The sequence below is a fragment of the Luteimonas sp. 9C genome (assembly GCF_902506295.1).
In the GTDB taxonomy this organism is placed as follows: Bacteria; Pseudomonadota; Gammaproteobacteria; order Xanthomonadales; family Xanthomonadaceae; genus Luteimonas.
Genome location: NZ_LR733312.1, coordinates 1,466,144 through 1,483,850 on the forward strand (window position 1 = coordinate 1,466,144; position 17,707 = coordinate 1,483,850).

At 69.0% G+C, this 17,707-nt stretch carries 22 protein-coding genes; 19 read left to right on the forward strand and 3 right to left on the reverse strand.

Going from position 1 to position 17,707, the window contains the following annotated elements; all coding sequences use genetic code 11:
* Positions 1-116: 116 nt before the first annotated feature.
* Genes purM through CURTO8I2_RS06590 form a run of 5 tightly spaced genes read left to right on the forward strand, consistent with a single transcriptional unit; the run spans position 117 to position 3,734 of the window.
* Complete coding sequence (purM, locus tag CURTO8I2_RS06570) at positions 117-1,160, forward strand: phosphoribosylformylglycinamidine cyclo-ligase (RefSeq protein ID WP_201295484.1); 1,044 nt, start codon at positions 117-119, stop codon at positions 1,158-1,160.
* Between the two features lie 10 nt (positions 1,161-1,170).
* Positions 1,171-1,635, forward strand: a complete 465-nt coding sequence (locus tag CURTO8I2_RS06575) for a hypothetical protein (protein WP_159679693.1) — start codon at positions 1,171-1,173, stop codon at positions 1,633-1,635.
* Complete coding sequence (gene purN, locus CURTO8I2_RS06580; RefSeq protein ID WP_159679695.1) at positions 1,632-2,285, forward strand: phosphoribosylglycinamide formyltransferase; 654 nt, start codon at positions 1,632-1,634, stop codon at positions 2,283-2,285. Before CURTO8I2_RS06575 ends, purN begins: the two co-directional genes overlap by 4 nt.
* Positions 2,286-2,295: 10 nt before the next feature.
* On the forward strand, positions 2,296-3,021 hold the full coding sequence (locus CURTO8I2_RS06585; RefSeq protein ID WP_236551023.1) for a DUF3108 domain-containing protein: 726 nt from the start codon (positions 2,296-2,298) through the stop codon (positions 3,019-3,021).
* Between the two features lie 14 nt (positions 3,022-3,035).
* A complete protein-coding gene (locus tag CURTO8I2_RS06590) occupies positions 3,036-3,734 on the forward strand; it encodes a DUF3108 domain-containing protein (RefSeq protein WP_159679699.1) in 699 nt (232 codons plus the stop codon).
* A 72-nt stretch (positions 3,735-3,806) separates the two neighbouring features.
* Here the strand turns inward: CURTO8I2_RS06590 and CURTO8I2_RS06595 are convergent, their stop codons facing one another.
* From CURTO8I2_RS06595 to CURTO8I2_RS06605, 3 genes are read right to left on the reverse strand one after another with little or no spacing between them, the layout of a single operon-like run.
* Positions 3,807-4,103: a hypothetical protein gene (locus tag CURTO8I2_RS06595; protein ID WP_159679700.1), complete on the reverse strand. Its 297-nt coding sequence runs from the start codon at positions 4,101-4,103 to the stop codon at positions 3,807-3,809.
* A gap of 3 nt (positions 4,104-4,106) precedes the next feature.
* Entirely contained in the window at positions 4,107-5,366 is a 1,260-nt protein-coding gene (gene murA / locus CURTO8I2_RS06600; protein WP_159679702.1) for a UDP-N-acetylglucosamine 1-carboxyvinyltransferase, read from the reverse strand.
* On the reverse strand, positions 5,366-5,617 hold the full coding sequence (locus CURTO8I2_RS06605) for a BolA/IbaG family iron-sulfur metabolism protein (protein ID WP_159679704.1): 252 nt from the start codon (positions 5,615-5,617) through the stop codon (positions 5,366-5,368). The genes murA and CURTO8I2_RS06605 overlap by 1 nt, the downstream gene beginning before the upstream one ends.
* Positions 5,618-5,780: 163 nt before the next feature.
* Here CURTO8I2_RS06605 and CURTO8I2_RS06610 point away from each other — a divergent pair, with 163 nt between their 5' ends.
* The 14 genes from CURTO8I2_RS06610 (at position 5,781) to mgtE (ending at position 17,528) form a co-directional block, all read left to right on the forward strand.
* Positions 5,781-6,782, forward strand: a complete 1,002-nt coding sequence (locus CURTO8I2_RS06610) for a KpsF/GutQ family sugar-phosphate isomerase (protein WP_159679706.1) — start codon at positions 5,781-5,783, stop codon at positions 6,780-6,782.
* Between the two features lie 40 nt (positions 6,783-6,822).
* Complete coding sequence (locus tag CURTO8I2_RS06615) at positions 6,823-7,380, forward strand: HAD-IIIA family hydrolase (protein WP_159679707.1); 558 nt, start codon at positions 6,823-6,825, stop codon at positions 7,378-7,380.
* Positions 7,377-7,943 (forward strand): LPS export ABC transporter periplasmic protein LptC, encoded by a 567-nt coding sequence (lptC, locus tag CURTO8I2_RS06620; protein ID WP_159679709.1) that lies wholly within the window; start codon positions 7,377-7,379, stop codon positions 7,941-7,943. The genes CURTO8I2_RS06615 and lptC overlap by 4 nt, the downstream gene beginning before the upstream one ends.
* Positions 7,921-8,448: a lipopolysaccharide transport periplasmic protein LptA gene (lptA, locus tag CURTO8I2_RS06625; protein WP_159679711.1), complete on the forward strand. Its 528-nt coding sequence runs from the start codon at positions 7,921-7,923 to the stop codon at positions 8,446-8,448. Before lptC ends, lptA begins: the two co-directional genes overlap by 23 nt.
* On the forward strand, positions 8,448-9,167 hold the full coding sequence (lptB, locus tag CURTO8I2_RS06630) for an LPS export ABC transporter ATP-binding protein (protein ID WP_159679713.1): 720 nt from the start codon (positions 8,448-8,450) through the stop codon (positions 9,165-9,167). The genes lptA and lptB overlap by 1 nt, the downstream gene beginning before the upstream one ends.
* Before the next feature lie 36 nt (positions 9,168-9,203).
* Complete coding sequence (locus CURTO8I2_RS06635) at positions 9,204-10,661, forward strand: RNA polymerase factor sigma-54 (RefSeq protein ID WP_159679715.1); 1,458 nt, start codon at positions 9,204-9,206, stop codon at positions 10,659-10,661.
* Positions 10,662-10,797: 136 nt separating this feature from the next.
* On the forward strand, positions 10,798-11,124 hold the full coding sequence (gene raiA, locus CURTO8I2_RS06640) for a ribosome-associated translation inhibitor RaiA (protein WP_159679717.1): 327 nt from the start codon (positions 10,798-10,800) through the stop codon (positions 11,122-11,124).
* 40 nt (positions 11,125-11,164) lie between these two features.
* Positions 11,165-11,644, forward strand: coding sequence for a PTS sugar transporter subunit IIA (locus tag CURTO8I2_RS06645; RefSeq protein WP_159679719.1), 480 nt, complete (start codon positions 11,165-11,167; stop codon positions 11,642-11,644).
* Positions 11,641-12,597 (forward strand): HPr(Ser) kinase/phosphatase, encoded by a 957-nt coding sequence (hprK, locus tag CURTO8I2_RS06650; RefSeq protein ID WP_159679721.1) that lies wholly within the window; start codon positions 11,641-11,643, stop codon positions 12,595-12,597. Before CURTO8I2_RS06645 ends, hprK begins: the two co-directional genes overlap by 4 nt.
* Positions 12,597-13,475, forward strand: a complete 879-nt coding sequence (gene rapZ / locus CURTO8I2_RS06655; RefSeq protein ID WP_159679723.1) for an RNase adapter RapZ — start codon at positions 12,597-12,599, stop codon at positions 13,473-13,475. Before hprK ends, rapZ begins: the two co-directional genes overlap by 1 nt.
* Positions 13,476-13,566: 91 nt before the next feature.
* The gene (locus tag CURTO8I2_RS06660; protein ID WP_159679724.1) at positions 13,567-13,959 is read left to right on the forward strand and encodes a PTS sugar transporter subunit IIA; all 393 of its coding nucleotides are present in this window, start codon (positions 13,567-13,569) and stop codon (positions 13,957-13,959) included.
* Positions 13,960-14,007: 48 nt separating this feature from the next.
* Entirely contained in the window at positions 14,008-14,277 is a 270-nt protein-coding gene (locus CURTO8I2_RS06665; protein WP_159679726.1) for an HPr family phosphocarrier protein, read from the forward strand.
* The gene (gene ptsP, locus CURTO8I2_RS06670; RefSeq protein WP_159679728.1) at positions 14,277-16,010 is read left to right on the forward strand and encodes a phosphoenolpyruvate--protein phosphotransferase; all 1,734 of its coding nucleotides are present in this window, start codon (positions 14,277-14,279) and stop codon (positions 16,008-16,010) included. Before CURTO8I2_RS06665 ends, ptsP begins: the two co-directional genes overlap by 1 nt.
* Positions 16,011-16,166: 156 nt before the next feature.
* The gene (gene mgtE / locus CURTO8I2_RS06675; RefSeq protein WP_159679730.1) at positions 16,167-17,528 is read left to right on the forward strand and encodes a magnesium transporter; all 1,362 of its coding nucleotides are present in this window, start codon (positions 16,167-16,169) and stop codon (positions 17,526-17,528) included.
* Positions 17,529-17,707 lie beyond the last annotated feature (179 nt).

The window sequence follows — 17,707 nt, forward strand, 5'->3', positions numbered from 1 at the left end:
GGCGCGATGGTGCCATAAACGATGCGGACGGTTCGTGGCGACGCCGACACGCAGGCCACGACTGCAAGCCGGCCGGCTGCTAAAATCCGCAGTCTTCCCGCCCTGCGACGGCTCCCGTGACCGCTCCCACTCCCCTGACCTACCGCGATGCAGGCGTCGATATCGACGCGGGCAATGAACTCGTCGAACGCATCAAGCCGCTGGTCAAGCGCAGCTTCCGGCCCGAGGTCATGGGCGGCCTGGGCGGGTTCGGCGCGCTGTTCGACCTCTCGGGCAAGTACCGCGAGCCGGTGCTGGTCTCCGGCACCGACGGCGTGGGCACCAAGCTCAAGCTGGCCCAGCAGTTCGGCCGCCACGACACGATCGGCATCGATCTGGTCGCGATGTGCGTCAACGACGTGCTGGTGCAGGGCGCCGAGCCGCTGTTCTTCCTCGACTACTTCGCCACCGGCAAGCTCGACATCGACACCACCGCGTCCGTCATCGGCGGCATCGCCCGCGGCTGCGAGCTGTCGGGCTGCGCGCTGATCGGCGGCGAGACGGCCGAGATGCCGGACATGTACGGCATCGGCGAATACGACCTGGCCGGCTTCACCGTCGGCGCGGTCGAGAAATCCGAACTGCGCGACGGCAGCCAGGTGCAGGCCGGCGACGTGCTGGTCGGCATCGCATCCAGCGGTCCGCACTCCAATGGCTACTCGCTGATCCGCCGCATCTTCGAACGCGCCGGCCGACCGGCCGATGTCGAGGTCGACGGCGTGAATCTCGTCGATGCACTGATGGCGCCGACCACGCTCTACGTCAAGCCGGTGCTGGAACTGCTGCGCGGCGACCTCGGCCCGCAGCTGCATGCGATGGCGCACGTCACCGGCGGTGGCCTGACCGAGAACATCATCCGCGTGATTCCCGACGGCCTCGGCCTGACGATCGACGCAAAATCCTGGCCGCAGCCGCCGGTGTTCGAGTGGCTGCAGCGTGAAGGCGCGGTCGCCGACCACGAGATGTGGCGCACGTTCAACTGCGGCATCGGCTTCGTGCTGGTGGTGCCGGCCGACAGCGTGGATGCGTTCGGTCGCGCGCTCGATGGCCTGGACCTCGCCCACTGGACGATCGGCGAAGTGGTCGAAGCCGGCGACGGCGATCGCGTCCGCATCGGCTGATTCCGGCGCCGTGTCGGCCGGACCCGAACCCGCGTCTCCCTATGCGCCGCCGGCGACCGCATCGCCGGCGCTGCGCGTGCCGGTGCCATCTGCCGTGGCGTCCGGACAGCTGCGCACGCTCGGCGTGCTGCATCACATCCTCGGTGCACTGTCGCTCGCCGGCGCCGTGATCTTCGGCGTCATTCTGGTGTTCGGTTTCACCCAGGAAGCCGCCGAAGGCTTCGCCGATCCCGTCGGCAAGGCGACGATCGCGGTCTTCGGGGTCCTGGCCATCGGCTCGCTGATCGGCGGCGTCCTGTGCATCTGGTCCGGCCTGCATCTGTTGCGACACACGCGCCCCGGCCTGTGCACGACGGTCGCAGCGCTGCTCTGCCCGCATGTGCCGCTGGGCACTGCGCTGGGCATCGCGACACTGGTGGTCCTGCAGCGCCCCGACACGCGCGCCCTGTTCGACGCCGCGGGTGCGCGCCGGTGACCCTGCGACTGGCGGTGCTGGCCTCGGGTCGCGGCAGCAATCTGCAGGCGATCCTCGATGCGATCGCGGCCGGCACACTGGATGCTGAAGTGATCGGCGTCTGGTCCGACCGCAAGGACGCGCAGGCGCTCGTACGCGCACGTGATGCCGGCATGCAGGCCCATGCGATCCGACCGCGCGACTTCGTCGACCGCGCCGCACACGACGCCGCGCTGTTCGGCGCGCTCGATGCCGCGGGGCCGGACCTGATCGTCTGCGCCGGCTACATGCGCCTGATCGGCGCCGACGTCCTCGCTGCGCGCGCCGGCAGGATGATCAACATCCATCCCTCGCTGCTGCCCGACTTCAAGGGCCTGCACACCCATCAGCGCGCGCTCGATGCCGGCGTGCCGGAACACGGCGCCAGCGTGCATTACGTGACCGCCGAACTCGACGGCGGCCCGGTCATCGCGCAGGCGCGCGTCCCGGTGCTGCCGGGTGACGATGCCGCGACGCTGTCGGCGCGCGTGCTGGGCCGCGAGCATCCGCTGCTGCTGGAGACGCTGCGCTGGATCGCCGCCGGCCGCGTGGCGCTGCATGAAGCCGGCATTCATGTCGACGGACGCGCCAGCGGGCCGCTTCAGCTGGCAGCCACCGACCGCTTCCCATGATGCCCGTCCTATGCGCGCTCTCCTGTCCCTGTTCGCGACCGCCCTGCTGATCGTCGCGTGGCCCACGGCCGCGCGCGCCGCCGAGCTGGAACCGTTCGTCGCCACCTACGACGCCTGGTACCAGGGCAAGCAGGCCGGCACGGCGACGATGCGACTGCAACCCCGGGGCGCGCAGTGGCAGGTGGATCTCGGCATCCGCGGCAACCGCGGTTTCGCCGGCATCCTGGGGCTGAATCTCGAGCAGGACACGCTGTTCGATGTTGTCGGTGGCACGTACCGCCCGCTGCGCCAGAGCACCACGCGCAAGGCGGCCGTGTTCTTCAACCGCAAGGTGGAAGGCGTTTACGACTGGTCGAACAACGTGGCGCGCTGGACCGGTGACCTGAGCAAGCGCCGGCGTGATCCGGTGCCGCTGCAGCCCGGCGATATGAGCGCGCTGCTGATCAACCTGGCGGTGATGCGTGACGCCGCGCCGGGTGCTGCGCTTCAATACCGCTTCGTCGACGGCGGCCGCGTGCGCCCGCATGCCTACCAGGCCGCGGCCGAGACGGAACTCGTCCAGGTCGGTGACATCAGTTACTCGGCGTTGCGCATTTCACGGACCAACGGCGGCAACGACGAGATGATCATCTGGGTCGCGGACGGTGTACCGACGCCGGTCCGGATCCTGCAACGCGAGAATGGCGAGGACGCGGTCGACCTGCGCCTGGTCGAATACCAAGGAGCCCCCCAATGAAGACACGAGTCCCCATGAGCCGACTGCTGACCGCCACCGGCGCCGCATTGCTGGCCTTCGCAGCGCTGCCCGCGCTGGCGATCGAGCCGTTCACCGCGACCTACCAGGCCAATTACATGGGCATGCGCGCGCAGGCGAACATGAATCTCGCGCAGGAAGCCGGCAACCGCTGGAAGTACGGCCTGCAGGTCGCCGGTGCCGGCGCGCGACTGGAGCAGACGACGACGTTCGAAGCGAATGGCGAGCAGTGGCGCCCGGTGTCGAGCAGCGACTCGCAGCGCGGCGAATCCGGCCTCGCGGCGATGCTGATGAAGAACCGCGAACTCAACACCACCTACGACTGGAACGCGGGCGAGGCCCGATTCGCCGGTGACGTGCGCGACGGCCAGGGCGGCCCGGTGAAGCTGCAGAGCGGCGACCTCGACGGCATGCTGATGAACCTCGTGCTGGTGCGCGACGTGCAGGCCGGCAAGTCGCCGCTGCGCTACCGCCTGGTCGAGGACGGCCGCGCCAAGCGTCAGGTGTTCGAACGCGAAGGCACCGAACAGGTGACCGTGGGCGGGCGCTCGATGGAGGCGACCAAGGTCGTCCGGACCGATGGCCGTCGCCAGATCATCGCGTGGATCGTCGACGACATGCCGGTGCCGGCGCGCCTGTTGCAGCGTCGTGACGGCAAGGACCACATCGACATGCGGCTGCAGTCGGTCAACTGACCGACACGCAGCGCGCCATGTGCGAAGGCCCCGCAATGCGGGGCCCTTTTTTCGTTTCCCGACATCGAGGTGTCAGGGTGCGGTTTCGGTCCTGCATTCCACGCGGATCGATTCGGACGACCCACGCCGGCGATAGTCGACGCAACTGCGATTGCCCGTCTGCGTCCGTACCGCGGTGATGGTGAAGAACCCATGCAACACTTCACCGCGCGTCAGTGCGCCGTCCTCGTTCCAGTCCATCTCCTTGAACGGCATGCCGCTGAGCGCCGCTGCATTGGTGTAGCGCAACCAGCCCAGTGCGAGCAGCAGCACTGCGATCGTCGTGAACAGCGCGATGCGCCGGTTCGACAGGCGGCCCCTGAACGCCATGCGTTACTTCACCCGCCGGATGCGCGCGCCCAGACCGGACAGCTTGCGCTCGATGTGCTCGTAGCCGCGGTCGAGGTGGTAGATGCGGTCGATCGTCGTATCGCCTTCGGCCACCAGACCGGCCAGGATCAACGACGCCGACGCGCGCAGGTCCGTCGCCATCACCGGCGCGCCGCTGAGCCGCTCGACACCGTGCACGCTGGCGCGCGGGCCGTCGATGTCGATCTCCGCGCCCAGGCGCATCAGCTCGCTGACGTGCATGAACCGGTTCTCGAAGATGGTCTCGTCGATGGTACCGGTGCCCTCGGCGACGCAGTTCATGGCCATGAACTGCGCCTGCATGTCGGTCGGAAAACCGGGATGCGGCGCGGTGACGATGTCGATCGCGCGCGGGCGGCGGCCCTGCATGTCGACGGTGATGCGGTCACCGTCGATCTCGACCGTCGCGCCTGCATGGCGCAGGCGTTCGATCACCGCGCCCAGCGTGTCCGGGCGCGCGCCGACGGCGGTCACGCGACCGCCGGTCATCGCCGCGGCGACGAGGAAGGTGCCGGTCTCGATGCGGTCGGCGACGACGGCGTGCGTGGCGCCATGCAGGCGCTCGACGCCACGCACTTCGATGCGCGAGGTGCCGGCGCCACGGATGTCCGCGCCCATCGCGATCAGGCATTCGGCCAGATCGACGATCTCCGGCTCGCGCGCGGCGTTGTCGATCAGCGTCGTCCCGTCGGCGAGCGTCGCCGCCATCAGCACGTTTTCGGTCGCGCCGACGCTGATCGTCTCGAACACCACATGACCGCCGCGCAGGCGTTCGGCCTGCGCGCGGATGAAGCCGTGCTCGACGGTGATCGTCGCGCCCAGCGCCTCGAGCGCCTTGATGTGCAGATCCACCGGACGGGCGCCGATCGCACAGCCGCCGGGCAGCGAGACTTCCGCCGCGCCGTACTTGGCCAGCAACGGGCCGAGCACGAGGATCGAGGCGCGCATCGTGCGCACCAGTTCGTACGGTGCGACGTGACTGGTCACGCTGCGCGGATCGACGGTGACGCGCCCGTTCTCGACGTCGTGCTCCACGCCCGCGCCGAGCCCCGACAGCAGCTTGGTCGTCGTCAGCACGTCGTGCAGATGCGGCACGTTGGTGACGTCGACCGGCGCATCGGCGAGCAGGGTGGCGCACAGGATCGGCAGCACGGCGTTCTTGGCACCGGAAATGCGCACCTCGCCCTGCAGCGTGGCGCCGCCGGTGACGATGATCTTGTCCATCAGCCTTGCCCTGCGCCGGCGGCCGCGTGTTCGTCGGGCGTCTTCGTGTTGAGGGCGAGCGCGTGGATCTCGCGACCCATCAGCGCGCCGAGCGTCGCGTACACCATGCGGTGACGCGCCAGCGGCAGCTTGCCGGCGAACGCAGGCGAGACGACGAGTGCGTCGAAATGCACGCCGTCGTCGCCCTGCACGTGCACCACGGCGTCGGGCAGACCCTGCTGGATGAGGTCGGTGATGGTCTGGGTATCCAAGAATCGGGTCCTGTGGCCGCGCTGCCGGGCCGTGAACGTCGCTGCGACCGCTGCGTGAAGCGCGGATGAGCCGTCATCGCCGACGCCGCCTGTCGCGGGGCATTCACGCCGGAAAGCGCATAAAATGAACGGCTTAGCCTAACGGAAAAGCCCTGTGCCGGATATGGTCGACCACCCCCGAGATGTTGCCGTCGGCAGGTCCGATTTCGCGGCCAGCGGACGCCGCGTCTTCGCGGTCGAAGTCGAGGGCCTGCATGCGGTCGCCGCGCGCCTCGATGGCGAGTTCTCGGCCGCCTGCGCGCGCATTCTGGAATGCCGCGGGCGGGTCGTCTGCATGGGCATGGGCAAGTCCGGCCACGTCGCCCGCAAGATCGCCGCGACACTGGCCTCGACCGGCACCCCGGCCTTCTACGTGCACCCGGGCGAAGCCGGCCACGGCGACCTCGGCATGATCACCGACGCGGACGTGGTACTGGCGCTGTCGTACTCGGGCGAGTCCGACGAGATCCTGATGCTGCTGCCGGTGCTCAAGCGCCAGGGCAACGCACTGATCGCGATGACCGGCCGGGCGACCTCCACCATGGCCACTGCCGCCGACGTGCATCTCGACATCAGCGTGCCGGCCGAGGCCTGCCCCCTGGCGCTCGCCCCCACCGCGAGCACGACAGCCTCCATTGCCATGGGCGACGCGCTGGCCGTTGCGCTGCTGGAAGCGCGCGGCTTCACCGCCGACGATTTCGCCCGGTCGCACCCGGCCGGCGCGCTCGGCCGTCGCCTGCTGCTGCACATCCGCGACGTCATGCACGGCGGCGGCGAAATCCCGGCGGTGTCCGCAGAGGCCTCGCTCGCCGACGCCCTGCTGGAGATGAGCCGCAAGCGCCTCGGCATGACCGTGGTCGTCGACGATGCCCGGCGCCTGATCGGTCTCTACACCGATGGCGACCTGCGCCGGACCCTGACCGACCCCGCCATCGATGTCCGCAACGCGCGCATCGCCGACGTGATGACCCGCGACCCGATCGCGATCGCCGCCGATGCGCTGGCGGTCGAGGCCGCACGGCTGATGGAAACGCGCAAGATCACGATGCTGCCGGTCGTCGACGCCGACCGCCGGGTGGTCGGCGCCCTGAACGTCCAGGACCTCCTGCGCGCCCGCGTGGTCTGAGCCGGTGCCCATTCATTCAATGCCCGATACTTTCGACGCCATGCCCGACACGCCCGCCCCCTTCGCCGATGTCTCCGACGCGATACTCGCCCGCGCCGCCCGCGTGCGCCTGGCGTGCTTCGACGTCGACGGCACGCTGACCGACGGCAGCCTGGGGTTCGACAGCGACGGTCGCGAGATCAAGACCTTCCATGTCCATGACGGCCAGGGGCTGGTGCTGCTGCGCAAGGCTGGCATCGCGGTCGCGCTGGTCACGGCGCGCAAGGGCGGCATCGTGGAGCGCCGCGCCGAGGATCTCGGCGTCGAGGCGCATGTGCACGTCTCCGACAAGCGCGCACGGGTCGAATCGCTGTGCGCCGCGCTCGACATCACGCTGGACGAAGTGGCCTTCATGGGCGACGACCTGGCCGACGTCGCGGTCATGCGTGCGGTCGGCCTCGCGGTGTCGCCTCGCGACGCGCACGCCTGCGCCGGTGACACTGCCCACTGGCGCACGCGCGCCAGCGGCGGCCGCGGCGCCGGCCGTGAGCTGTGCGATCTCATCCTCCACGCGCAGGGCCGTCTGGCCGGCATCCATGCCGACGGACGGGTCTCGTGAACTGGCGCCTGACCCTGACCGTCGTGCTGCTGCTCGGCGCGCTGATCTCCGGCTGGTCGGCCTGGCGGCAGAAGGACACGATCGTCGCCGAAGACCCCGCCGACGGCCGCACCGACTATCTGCTGCGCGACTTCGACATCGTCGCCCTCGACAACGAAGGCCGCGAGGCGTTTTCCCTGCAGGCTCCGCAACTGCAGCAGACGCCCGGCGCGCGCACGCTCGAACTGGTCACCCCGCTGTTCCATGTACCGGAAAAGGAAGGCGAGGGCCGCTGGGAAATCCGCTCGCAGACCGGCTGGGTCTCCGAGGACAACGAAGAGGTCCGTCTGCGCGGCAATGTGACCGCCGACAGCCCCGAAGGCAGCGCGCGCCCCACCCGGATGCGGACCGAGGCGATGAATGTCTTTCCGCAACGCAACCAGGCCGCGTCCGATGCGCTGGTCGATGTCGAACAGCCGGGTTCTACAATGCAGGGCACCGGCATGCGTGCCGACCTCGATTCGGGACGGATCGAGCTTCTTTCCAAGGTGAAATTCCGCAATGAACCGAATTCCCGCCGCTAGTCTGCTTCTGGTCGCCCTGTTCGCGATGCCTGCCGCCGTGCTGGCGAAGGCGTCGGACCGCAACCAGCCGATCGACGTCGATGCCGGCTCCAGCGACTGCTCCGTCAGTGACGAGCAGCTGCCCTGCCTGCTCACCAGCGGCGTGACGATCACCCAGGGCTCACTCGAGATCCAGGCCACGCGCGCCGATCTGCGCCGCCGGAGCGGCGAGTTCCAGCGCGTCATCCTCAACGGTGGCCCGGTGAAGATGAAGCAGCAGATGGACGACGGCGGCTGGGTCGACGCCACCGCCGCGCAGGCGGACTACAACATGCAGAGCGACACCGTCGTGCTGACCGGCAACGCCGTCGTCAACCAGCCCGGACAGGGCAAGATCGAAGGCCAGCGCATCGTCTACAACATGTCGACCGGCCGGGTGCAGGGCGGCGGAGAGGGCCAGGGCCGGGTGCGCATGCAGTTCCAGCCGCGCAACCAGACGCCCGCCCCGGCGCAGGGCAGCCGCTGATGCTCGTCGCCGAAGGTCTGCGCAAGAGCTACAAGCAGCGTGAAATCGTCAAGGACTTCGGGCTGACGCTCGAGTCGGGCGAGGTCGTGGGCCTGCTCGGCCCGAACGGCGCCGGCAAGACCACGTGCTTCTACATGATCGTCGGCCTGGTGCCGGCCGACGCCGGTCGCATCGTGCTCGACGGGCACGACATCACCGCCGAACCGATGTACACCCGCGCCAAGCGCGGCGTCGGCTACCTGCCGCAGGAGCCGTCGGTGTTCCGCAAGCTCAGCGTGGCCGACAACATCATGCTGGTGCTGGAACTGCGCGAAGACCTCGACAAGGCCGGTCGCCAGAAGACCCTCGCCGACCTGATGGACGAACTCCAGATCACCCACGTCGCCGACCAGGCCGGCGCCAGCCTGTCGGGTGGTGAGCGGCGCCGCGTCGAGATCGCACGCGCGCTCGCGGCCAATCCCCGCATGATGCTGCTCGACGAGCCCTTCGCCGGTGTCGATCCGATCTCGGTCGGCGAGATCCAGCGCATCGTCACCCATCTCAAGCAACGGGGGATCGGCGTGCTCATCACCGATCACAACGTCCGCGAGACCTTGGGGATCTGTGACCGTGCGTATATCCTCAGCGACGGTGGCGTGCTCGCGCAGGGGGCTCCGGACGCACTGCTCGCCAATCCAGACGTGCGTCGCGTCTACCTGGGGGAATCCTTCCGTCTGTAGTTGGCGCACGCATCCGGCCAGGGAGTTCCGGAGTCGATGAAGCCACGTCTGCAGACATCGCTGGGGCAACACCTCGTCCTGACGCCCCAGTTGCGCCAGGCCTTGCACCTGCTCCAGCTGTCGTCGGTGGAACTGGAAACCGAGATCACCACCGCGGTCGAGAGCAATCCGCTGCTCGACTGGGAAGAACCCGAATCGATCTCCGTGCAGCCGACCTCCGAACGCGGCAGCGCGCAGGATGCCGACAGCAGCCGCGAAGACCACGACGCGAACAATCGCGAGGGTGACGGCGAGCCTGCGGCCGCCTGGGACGGCGACGACGGCTGGAACGAGCGCGGCACGGGCAGCGGCAACGGCCAGGGCGACATCGACGGTGACGGCGATGCCGCCGACCGGATGATCCAGTCCGAAAGCCTGCAGGACCATCTGTCCTGGCAGCTGCACCTGAGCACGATGTCTCCGCGTGACCGCAACATCGGCATCGCCCTGATCGACGCGATCGACGACGACGGCTATCTGCGCGAGTCGCTGGACGATATCGTCGCGGCGCTGCTGCCCGAGACGCGGGCCACGTCGGGTGAGGTCGCCGCGGTGCTGTGCCGGGTGCAGCGTTTCGACCCGGTCGGGGTCGGCGCCCGCGATCTGGGCGAATGCCTGCGTCTGCAGCTCGAACCGCTGCATGTCGACACGCCGGGCCGCGCGGTCGCCCTGCTGGCCGCGCGCGACCATATCGAACGCCTGCCGAAACTCGGCGCGCCGGGACTGGCGGATGCGCTGGGCTGTCCGGCCGAAGAAGCCGCGACCGCGCTGCAGTTGCTGCGCAGCCTGGACCCGCGCCCCGGCGCGCAGATCGGCAACGTGCCCCACGACAACTACGTGACGCCCGACTGCGTGATCACCCGCCAGAACGGCGTCTGGCGAGCCGCCCTCGCCGGCTCGCATTTTCCGCGCGTGACCATCCATCGCGGCTACGAACAGATGATCCAGCACGCGGGCGCCACCGACGCCGGCTATCTCAAGGGGCGACTGCAGGAAGCGCGCTGGCTGCTGAAGAACATCGAGGCACGCGGCGAAACCCTGCTCAAGGTGGTGCGTTGCCTGGTGCGGCAGCAGTCGGGTTTCCTGGAATTCGGCAAGCGCGCGCTGCGCCCGCTCACCCTGCGCGAAGTCGCCGAGGAAATCGGCATGCACGAGTCGACCGTCTCGCGCGCGGTCGCCCGCAAATACGTGCACACGCCGCGCGGCACGCTGTCGCTGAAGGACTTCTTCGACTCCGGCGTCGGCACCGATGGCGGCGGCGAAGCCTCGAGCACCGCGATCCAGCAGATGATCCGCAGCCTCGTCGACGCCGAGGATCCGCGCAAGCCGCTGTCGGACGCGCGCCTGGCCGAGCTGCTCAAGGCTGCCGGCGTGCCGGTGGCGCGGCGCACGGTGGCGAAATACCGCGAAGCGCTGCACATCGTCTCCTCGCACGAGCGCGTTCGCATCGCCTGAACTTCCGGTTCCCTACGGTGGTCCATGAAGGCGTGACGGACGGTGCTTGCACCGCGCCCCCGTCGCGCTACTCTGGACCCGATCGCCCGCGTCGATCGCGGACGGGTCCTTCCAGAACCGTTGAAGGAGGTTGCCGATGCATGTCGAGACCCATGGCCACCAGCTCGAGGTGACGCCCCCGCTGCGCGACTACGTGGACACCAAGTTCCAGAAGCTCGCCAAGCACTTCGATCGACCGTTGGACGTCCGCGTCCAGCTCAGTGTGGACAAGCCGCACCACAAGGCCGAGGCCACTGCCCTCATCGCCGGCAAGACCCTGCACGCCGACGCGAGCGCAGCCGACATGTATGCCGCGATCGACCAGCTGGCCGACAAGGTCGACCGTCTGCTGGTGAAGCATCGCAAGAAGGTCGTCGATCACCATCGCGGTGAGAACCCTGCACGCGACGGGACTTTCGGCTAGGCTGCTGCTCCCACGAATTGCCTTCGGGGCACCGCGCGGCATGTCCTTTTCCGATCTGCTCTCGGCCGACCGCATCGTGATGCTGGTTGCACCCGGCTCACGCGATGTCGTTCTGGACTCCGCCGCGCGGTTGCTCGCCGGCAATTCCCCGACGCTGACGCCCCTGCTCGCCCACGCCCTGCGTGAGCGCGAGCAGCTGGGCAGCACGGGCATCGGACGCGGTGTTGCGATTCCGCATGCACGCAGCGCCGCCTTCCGCGAACCCCGCGCCGCATTCCTGCGGCTGTCGCATCCCATCGATTTCAGCGCCACTGACGGCCAGCCGGTCGATCTGGTGTTCGCGATGTGCGTGCCCGACCACCAGGTCGAGCAGCATCTGCAGACGCTGGCCGGGCTGGTCGAGCATTTCTCCAACGCCGATTACCGCGACGATCTGCGTGCCGCACGCGATCTCGCCCGGCTCCGTACGCTGCTGCTCGAGGCCGCGCCGCGCGCCGGCTCGGACGCGATTCGCGCTTGAACGCGAGCATCCAGGCCCAGGAGCTGTTCGCGCAGCTGCACGAGCGCCTCGGGCTGCGCTGGCTCGCGGGCCAGCACGGCGGACGCAAGGTCCTCGAATCGGTCGAGACGATCGCCCGCCGGCCGTCACTCGCCGGTTATCTCAACATCATCTATCCCAACAAGGTGCAGATCCTCGGTACCGAGGAACTGGCCTGGCTCGACAGTCTCGACTCGCGCCTGCGCTGGGAGACGATCGAACGGATGATGCAGTACCGGCCACTCGCGCTGGTCATCAGCAAGGACCAGCCCTGCCCCGAGGACCTGCGTGAAGCGGCCGAGGAGTCGCATACGCCGCTGTGGAGTTCGCCGGCCCGCGGCCACGAACTGCTCAACCTCTTCCAGTACCACCTCGCGCGGCAACTGGCGCCACGCATCACCCTGCATGGCGTCTTCATGGAGGTGTACTCGATCGGCGTGCTGATCACAGGTGAATCCGGCTCGGGCAAGAGCGAGCTCGCGCTGGAACTGATTACCCGCGGCCATCGACTCGTCGCCGACGATGCGCCCGAGTTCACCCAGATCGCCCCCGATGTGCTCGACGGCACCTGCCCCGAACTGCTGCAGGACCTGCTGGAACTGCGCGGACTGGGGGTGTTCAACATCCGCGAGATGTTCGGTGACACGGCGGTCAAGCGGAACAAGTACCTGCGGCTGATCATCCATCTCAGCCGCCCCAACGCCGACACGATGGCCGGCGATGGCGACGGCATGGTGCGTCTGACCGGCGATCTGGGCGTGCGCCGCGTGCTCGATCTCGACGTGCCGCTGATCACGCTGCCGGTGATGCCCGGCCGCAACCTCGCCGTCCTGGCCGAAGCGGCGACGCGCATCCACATCCTGCGCACCAAGGGGCTCGATCCCGCCGCGGCGTTTCTCGCCCGGCACTCGCAGTTCCTCGAGCGGGGCGTCTGATGGCCGACACCGCGCCACCGCCGCTGTTCTACGTCGTCAGCGGACTGTCGGGCAGCGGCAAGTCGGTCGCGCTGCGCACGTTCGAGGATCTCGACTTCTACTGCGTCGACAACCTGCCGGCCGGCATGCTCGCCGACTTCGTCGCCAACCTCACCCGCGCCGACGATCCACCGCGGCGGCTGGCGGTCGGCATCGACGTGCGCAACCGCCATACCGACCTGTCGAAGGTACCGGGCTGGCTGGCGGACGTGGGTGCGCTGGGACTGGATCCGCGCCTGGTGTTCTTTGAAACAGGCAACGAGGTCCTGCTGCGTCGCTTCGCCGACACCCGCCGCCGGCACCCGCTGAGCCGTGTGGGCCTGTCGCTGGCCGATGCGATCGCGCTGGAGCGCAGCCTGCTGCGGCCACTGCGGAGCCTCGCCGACACCGTCATCGACACCAGCGACCTCAACGTCCACCAGCTGCGCCGGCGCATCGTCACCGAACTCGACCTCGCCCAGGACCAGTCGGTCTCCCTGCTGTTCGAATCCTTCGCCTACCGGCGCGGCGTGCCGCCCGATGCGGACTTCGTGTTCGACGCGCGCATGCTGCCCAACCCGCACTGGGACCCGCGCATGCGGCCGCTGTCGGGGCGCGATGCCGATGTGCGCACCTGGTTCGAAGGGCAGGAGGACGTCGGCGATTTCATCGCGCAGGTGTCGCAGTTCCTCGACAACTGGCTGCCGCGGCTGCGCAGCGACACGCGCAGCTACGTGACCGTCGCCTTCGGCTGCAGCGGCGGGCGGCACCGGTCGGTCTATCTGGCGGAAACACTGGCGCGGCATGCGCGCGAACAGGGCTGGCGGGACGTGGCCACCTACCATCGCGAACTCGACTGAGGCCGGTGGTCGCGCGACATCGGTGCCGGCGGATGCTGCATCGCGCGCGCGACGCTTCCGGGCGATCCCCCTGCTCTGCTAACGTCCGCGGATGGCCGTCGGCGTACTTCTATTGACCCACGAGGGAATCGGTTCCGCGATGCTGGCGGTGGCGACCCGTCTGATGCAGCAGCTGCCCTTGAAGGCGGACGTGTTCGAGATGCCGTTCGACGCGCATCCCGACACCGCTCTGCCACATGCGAGTGCGGCGATGCGCCGGGTGGACGGTGGCGACGGCGTGCTGATCCTCACCGATCTCTACGGCGCCAGTCCGAGCAACGTCGCCGCGCAGCTGGCGCGTCTGGGCACGCCGGCGCGGCGCGTGTCGGGCCTGAGCCTGCCGATGCTGTTGCGGGTCATGAACTATCCTGAGCAGGCGCTCGACGACCTGCCGGCGACGGCTGCGGCGGGCGCCCGCAACGGTGTCCTGCTCGACGACGCCTGAGCCGCACCGCTTCCCCCCTCCCCCGCGCTGTACCAGGATTGCTTCCCGATGATCGAACGCGAACTGCTCGTCGCCAACAAGCTCGGCCTGCACGCCCGTGCGACCGCCAAGCTCGTGCAGGTGCTGTCGGGCTTCCGCTGCAACGCCACGCTCGTCGCCAAGGGTCGCGAGGTCAATGCCAAGAGCATCATGGGCGTGATGCTGCTGGCCGCGGGCCACGGCACCCAGGTCGTGCTGCGTCTCGACGGTGAGGACGAAGCCGCCGCGATGGAGGCGGCGGCAGCCCTGTTCGAGCGCAGGTTCGACGAGGAGGGCTGATGCGGCAGGGGCTCCACGGACAGGGTGCCTCCCGCGGCAGCGCGCTGGGTCGGGCGCGCGTGCGCGAGCCGCATGCGCTGGAAGTCGCCGAGGCGCGGATCGCGCCGGGCGAGGCGGAGGCCGAACTGGCGCGGCTGCATGCCGCGATCGAACAGGTGCGCGGCGAGATCCGCGCCATGCGCGACCAGCTGCACGGCGCGCTCGCGCACGAGGTCGGCGAATTCCTCGATCTGCACACCCTGCTGCTCGAGGATCCCGAGCTGCTGCAGGGACTCGACGCACTCGTCCGGTCCGGGCTCTACGGCGCCGACTACGCACTGCGCCTGCAGCGCGACCGGCTCGCGGCGGTGTTCGAAGGCATGGACGATGCCTACTTCCGCAGCCGCATCGAGGACATCGACCACGTCATCGGCCGGGTGCATGCGGCCCTGCACGACCACGATGCGGAACTGCAGGGCGTCGCCGGCGAAATCCTGGTCACCGACGCGATCGCACCGTCGGAGATCGGGCAGCTGCACGCGCAGGGTGTGCTGGGCATCGTGACGTCGGGCGGCAGCATGCTGTCGCACACCGCGATCCTCGCGCGCAGCCTGCACCTGCCGCTGATCGTCAACGCACCGCAGGCGCTCGGCGCGATCAACGACGGCGACGTGCTGGTGATCGACGGCAACACCGGGGAGATCGTCGTCGAGCCCGCCCCGGCGGACCTGCGCATCTACCGCGCGCGACTGCGCGAGGAGAAGCGCGAGCGCAAGCAGCTGCGCCGCCTGCGCCGCGAGCCCAGCAAGACCATCGACGGCGTCGACATCCGCCTGTACGCGAACGCCGAATCGCGCGAGGACGTCGCCGAGGCGCATGCACTCGGCGCCGCCGGCATCGGCCTGTACCGCACCGAATTCCTGTTCCTGCAGGGCCGCGAGATTCCCGACGAGGACGCGCAGTTCCGCGCCTATCGCGATCTCGTTCTGGGCATGACCGGCCGTACCGTGACCATCCGCACCCTCGACATCGGCGCGGACAAGGCCGACAACAGCGGACTCGCGCTGCGCAACGAACCCAATCCGGCACTCGGCCTGCGCGGCGTGCGCCTGTCGATGGCGCGCACCGGCCTGCTGGAGACCCAGCTGCGTGCGATCGCGCGCGCCTCCGGCTACGGCCCGGTGCGGATCCTCGTACCAATGGTCAGCGGCCGCGAGGAGATCGTGGCGGTGCGCCACGTCCTCACGCGCGTGCTGCGCGACCTGGCGCGTGACGGCCAGGAGACCGCGGCGCGGATTCCGCTCGGGGCGATGATCGAGGTGCCCTCGGCGGCGATCGCGCTGCCGACCTTCGCCCGCGATCTCGATTTCATCTCGATCGGCACCAACGACCTCGTGCAGTACCTGCTCGCGGCCGATCGCAACAACGACGCGCTGGGCGATCTGTACTCGCCGCTTCATCCCGCGGTCCTGCGCTTGCTCCACAGCGTGGTGCGGGTGGCACGCGCGCGCGGCATGCCGGCGTCGATCTGCGGCGAGATCGCCGGCGATGCACGCTTCACGCCGCTGCTGCTCGCACTCGGCATCGAGGAGCTGAGCCTGCATCCGTCTCCGCTGCTCGAAGTGCGCCGCGCGATCCGTGCCCTCGACCTGGGCCATCTGCGCGCGCGCGCACCCGCACTGCTGCGGACCCGCGACCGCGCCGGCATCGAGCGCTGGCTCGATGCGGTACAGCCGGTGCACGTCGCGGAGTGATGGCGCGTGCGTCGCCAGACGCGTGGGCTGCATGAAGCCCACCTGCGTCTTCCGCGTGGACCATGGCGGAAGACGTGCGATTTCCCGGATAATGCCGCGATGCACACCTGACCCCCTGTCGCGCCGAGACTGTCGCGACGCGCAACGGAGCTCTCCATGGCCGAAGCCGTCCGCCCCGACAAGACCGCGCGCCAGCTGCGTCTGTTGTCCGATGCACTCGACAGTGGTCGACTCGGTCCGGTGCGCCGGCTGGTCAATACGCTCGCACCCGCCGAGATCGGCAACCTGCTCGAATCGCTGCCGCACGACAAGCGCATGGTCGTGTGGGGTCTGGTCGACCCCGAGGACGACGGCGAAGTGCTGGTCCACGTGGGCGACGAGGTCCGCGAAAGCCTCATCGCGGACATGGATGCCGACGAGCTGGTCGCCGCGGTCGAGGATCTCGACATCGACGATCTCGCCGATCTCGTCGAGGACCTGCCCGATGCGGTGATCGACGAAGTCCTCCGGGCGATGGACCGCGAGAACCGCGAGCGGCTGGAGCAGGTGCTCTCCTACCCCGAGGACACCGCCGGCCGCCTGATGAATCCCGACGTGGTGACGGTGCGCGCCGACACCACGGTGGACGTGGTGCTGCGCTTCCTGCGCCTGCGCGGCGAACTGCCCGAACACACCGACCACCTCTACGTCGTCAACCGCCGCCACCAGCTGGCCGGCTGGGTCGCGCTGCAGGATCTGGTGACGCGCGAGCCGGGCACGCCGATCAACAAGCTGATCGACGACGAGCTCGATTCGATCCACGTCGCCGAGTCGGCCGAACAGGTCGCCCGCCAGTTCTCGGACAACGACTGGGTGTCGGCGCCGGTCGTCGACGACAACAACATCCTGCTCGGCCGCATCACGGTCGACGACGTGATCGACATCATCCGCGAGCAGGCCGAACACCAGGCACTGTCGGCCGCTGGTCTGGACGAGGACGAGGATCTCTTCTCGCCGATCCGGCGCGCGGTGCGTGGTCGCGTGGTGTGGCTGGGCATCAACCTGTGCACCGCGTTTCTCGCGGCGTTCGTCATCGGTCGCTTCGAAGCGACGATCGAGCAGATCGTCGCGCTCGCGGTGCTCATGCCGATCGTGGCCGGCATCGGCGGCAATGCCGCGGTGCAGGTGCTGACGCTGATGGTGCGCGGCATCGCGCTGGGCCAGGTCGGCGCGAGCAACGCGCGCATCCTGCTGTGGAAGGAATTGCGCGTCGCGCTGATCAACGGCCTGCTGATCGGTGGACTGGTCGGCCTGGTGGCGCTGGTGTGGTTCCACGACTGGGTGCTGTCGCTGGTGATCTTCGCCGCGCTGGTGATCAATTTCTGTTCGGCCGCGCTGGCCGGCACGCTGCTGCCGTTGCTGCTCAAGCGGCTGGGCGTCGACCCCGCCGTCGCCGGCACCGTCGTCGTCACCGCGGTGACCGATATCGTGGGGTTCTTCAGCTTCCTCGGCCTTGCCACCGCGATCATGCTGCGCTGAGAACCTGTCCACAATCTTGCTGCGCTTGCCGGATGACGCGCGTGCGGTGCTCGAAAGAACCGCTTGGAGCGGTTCTTCACATCGCGTTGGCGATGGCGATGGCCAGCAAGGGTGTCCGCCATGGATGGCGGACACAAATGCTCATGTACCAGCACGTACACTGCGCTTCCTGCGCTCCG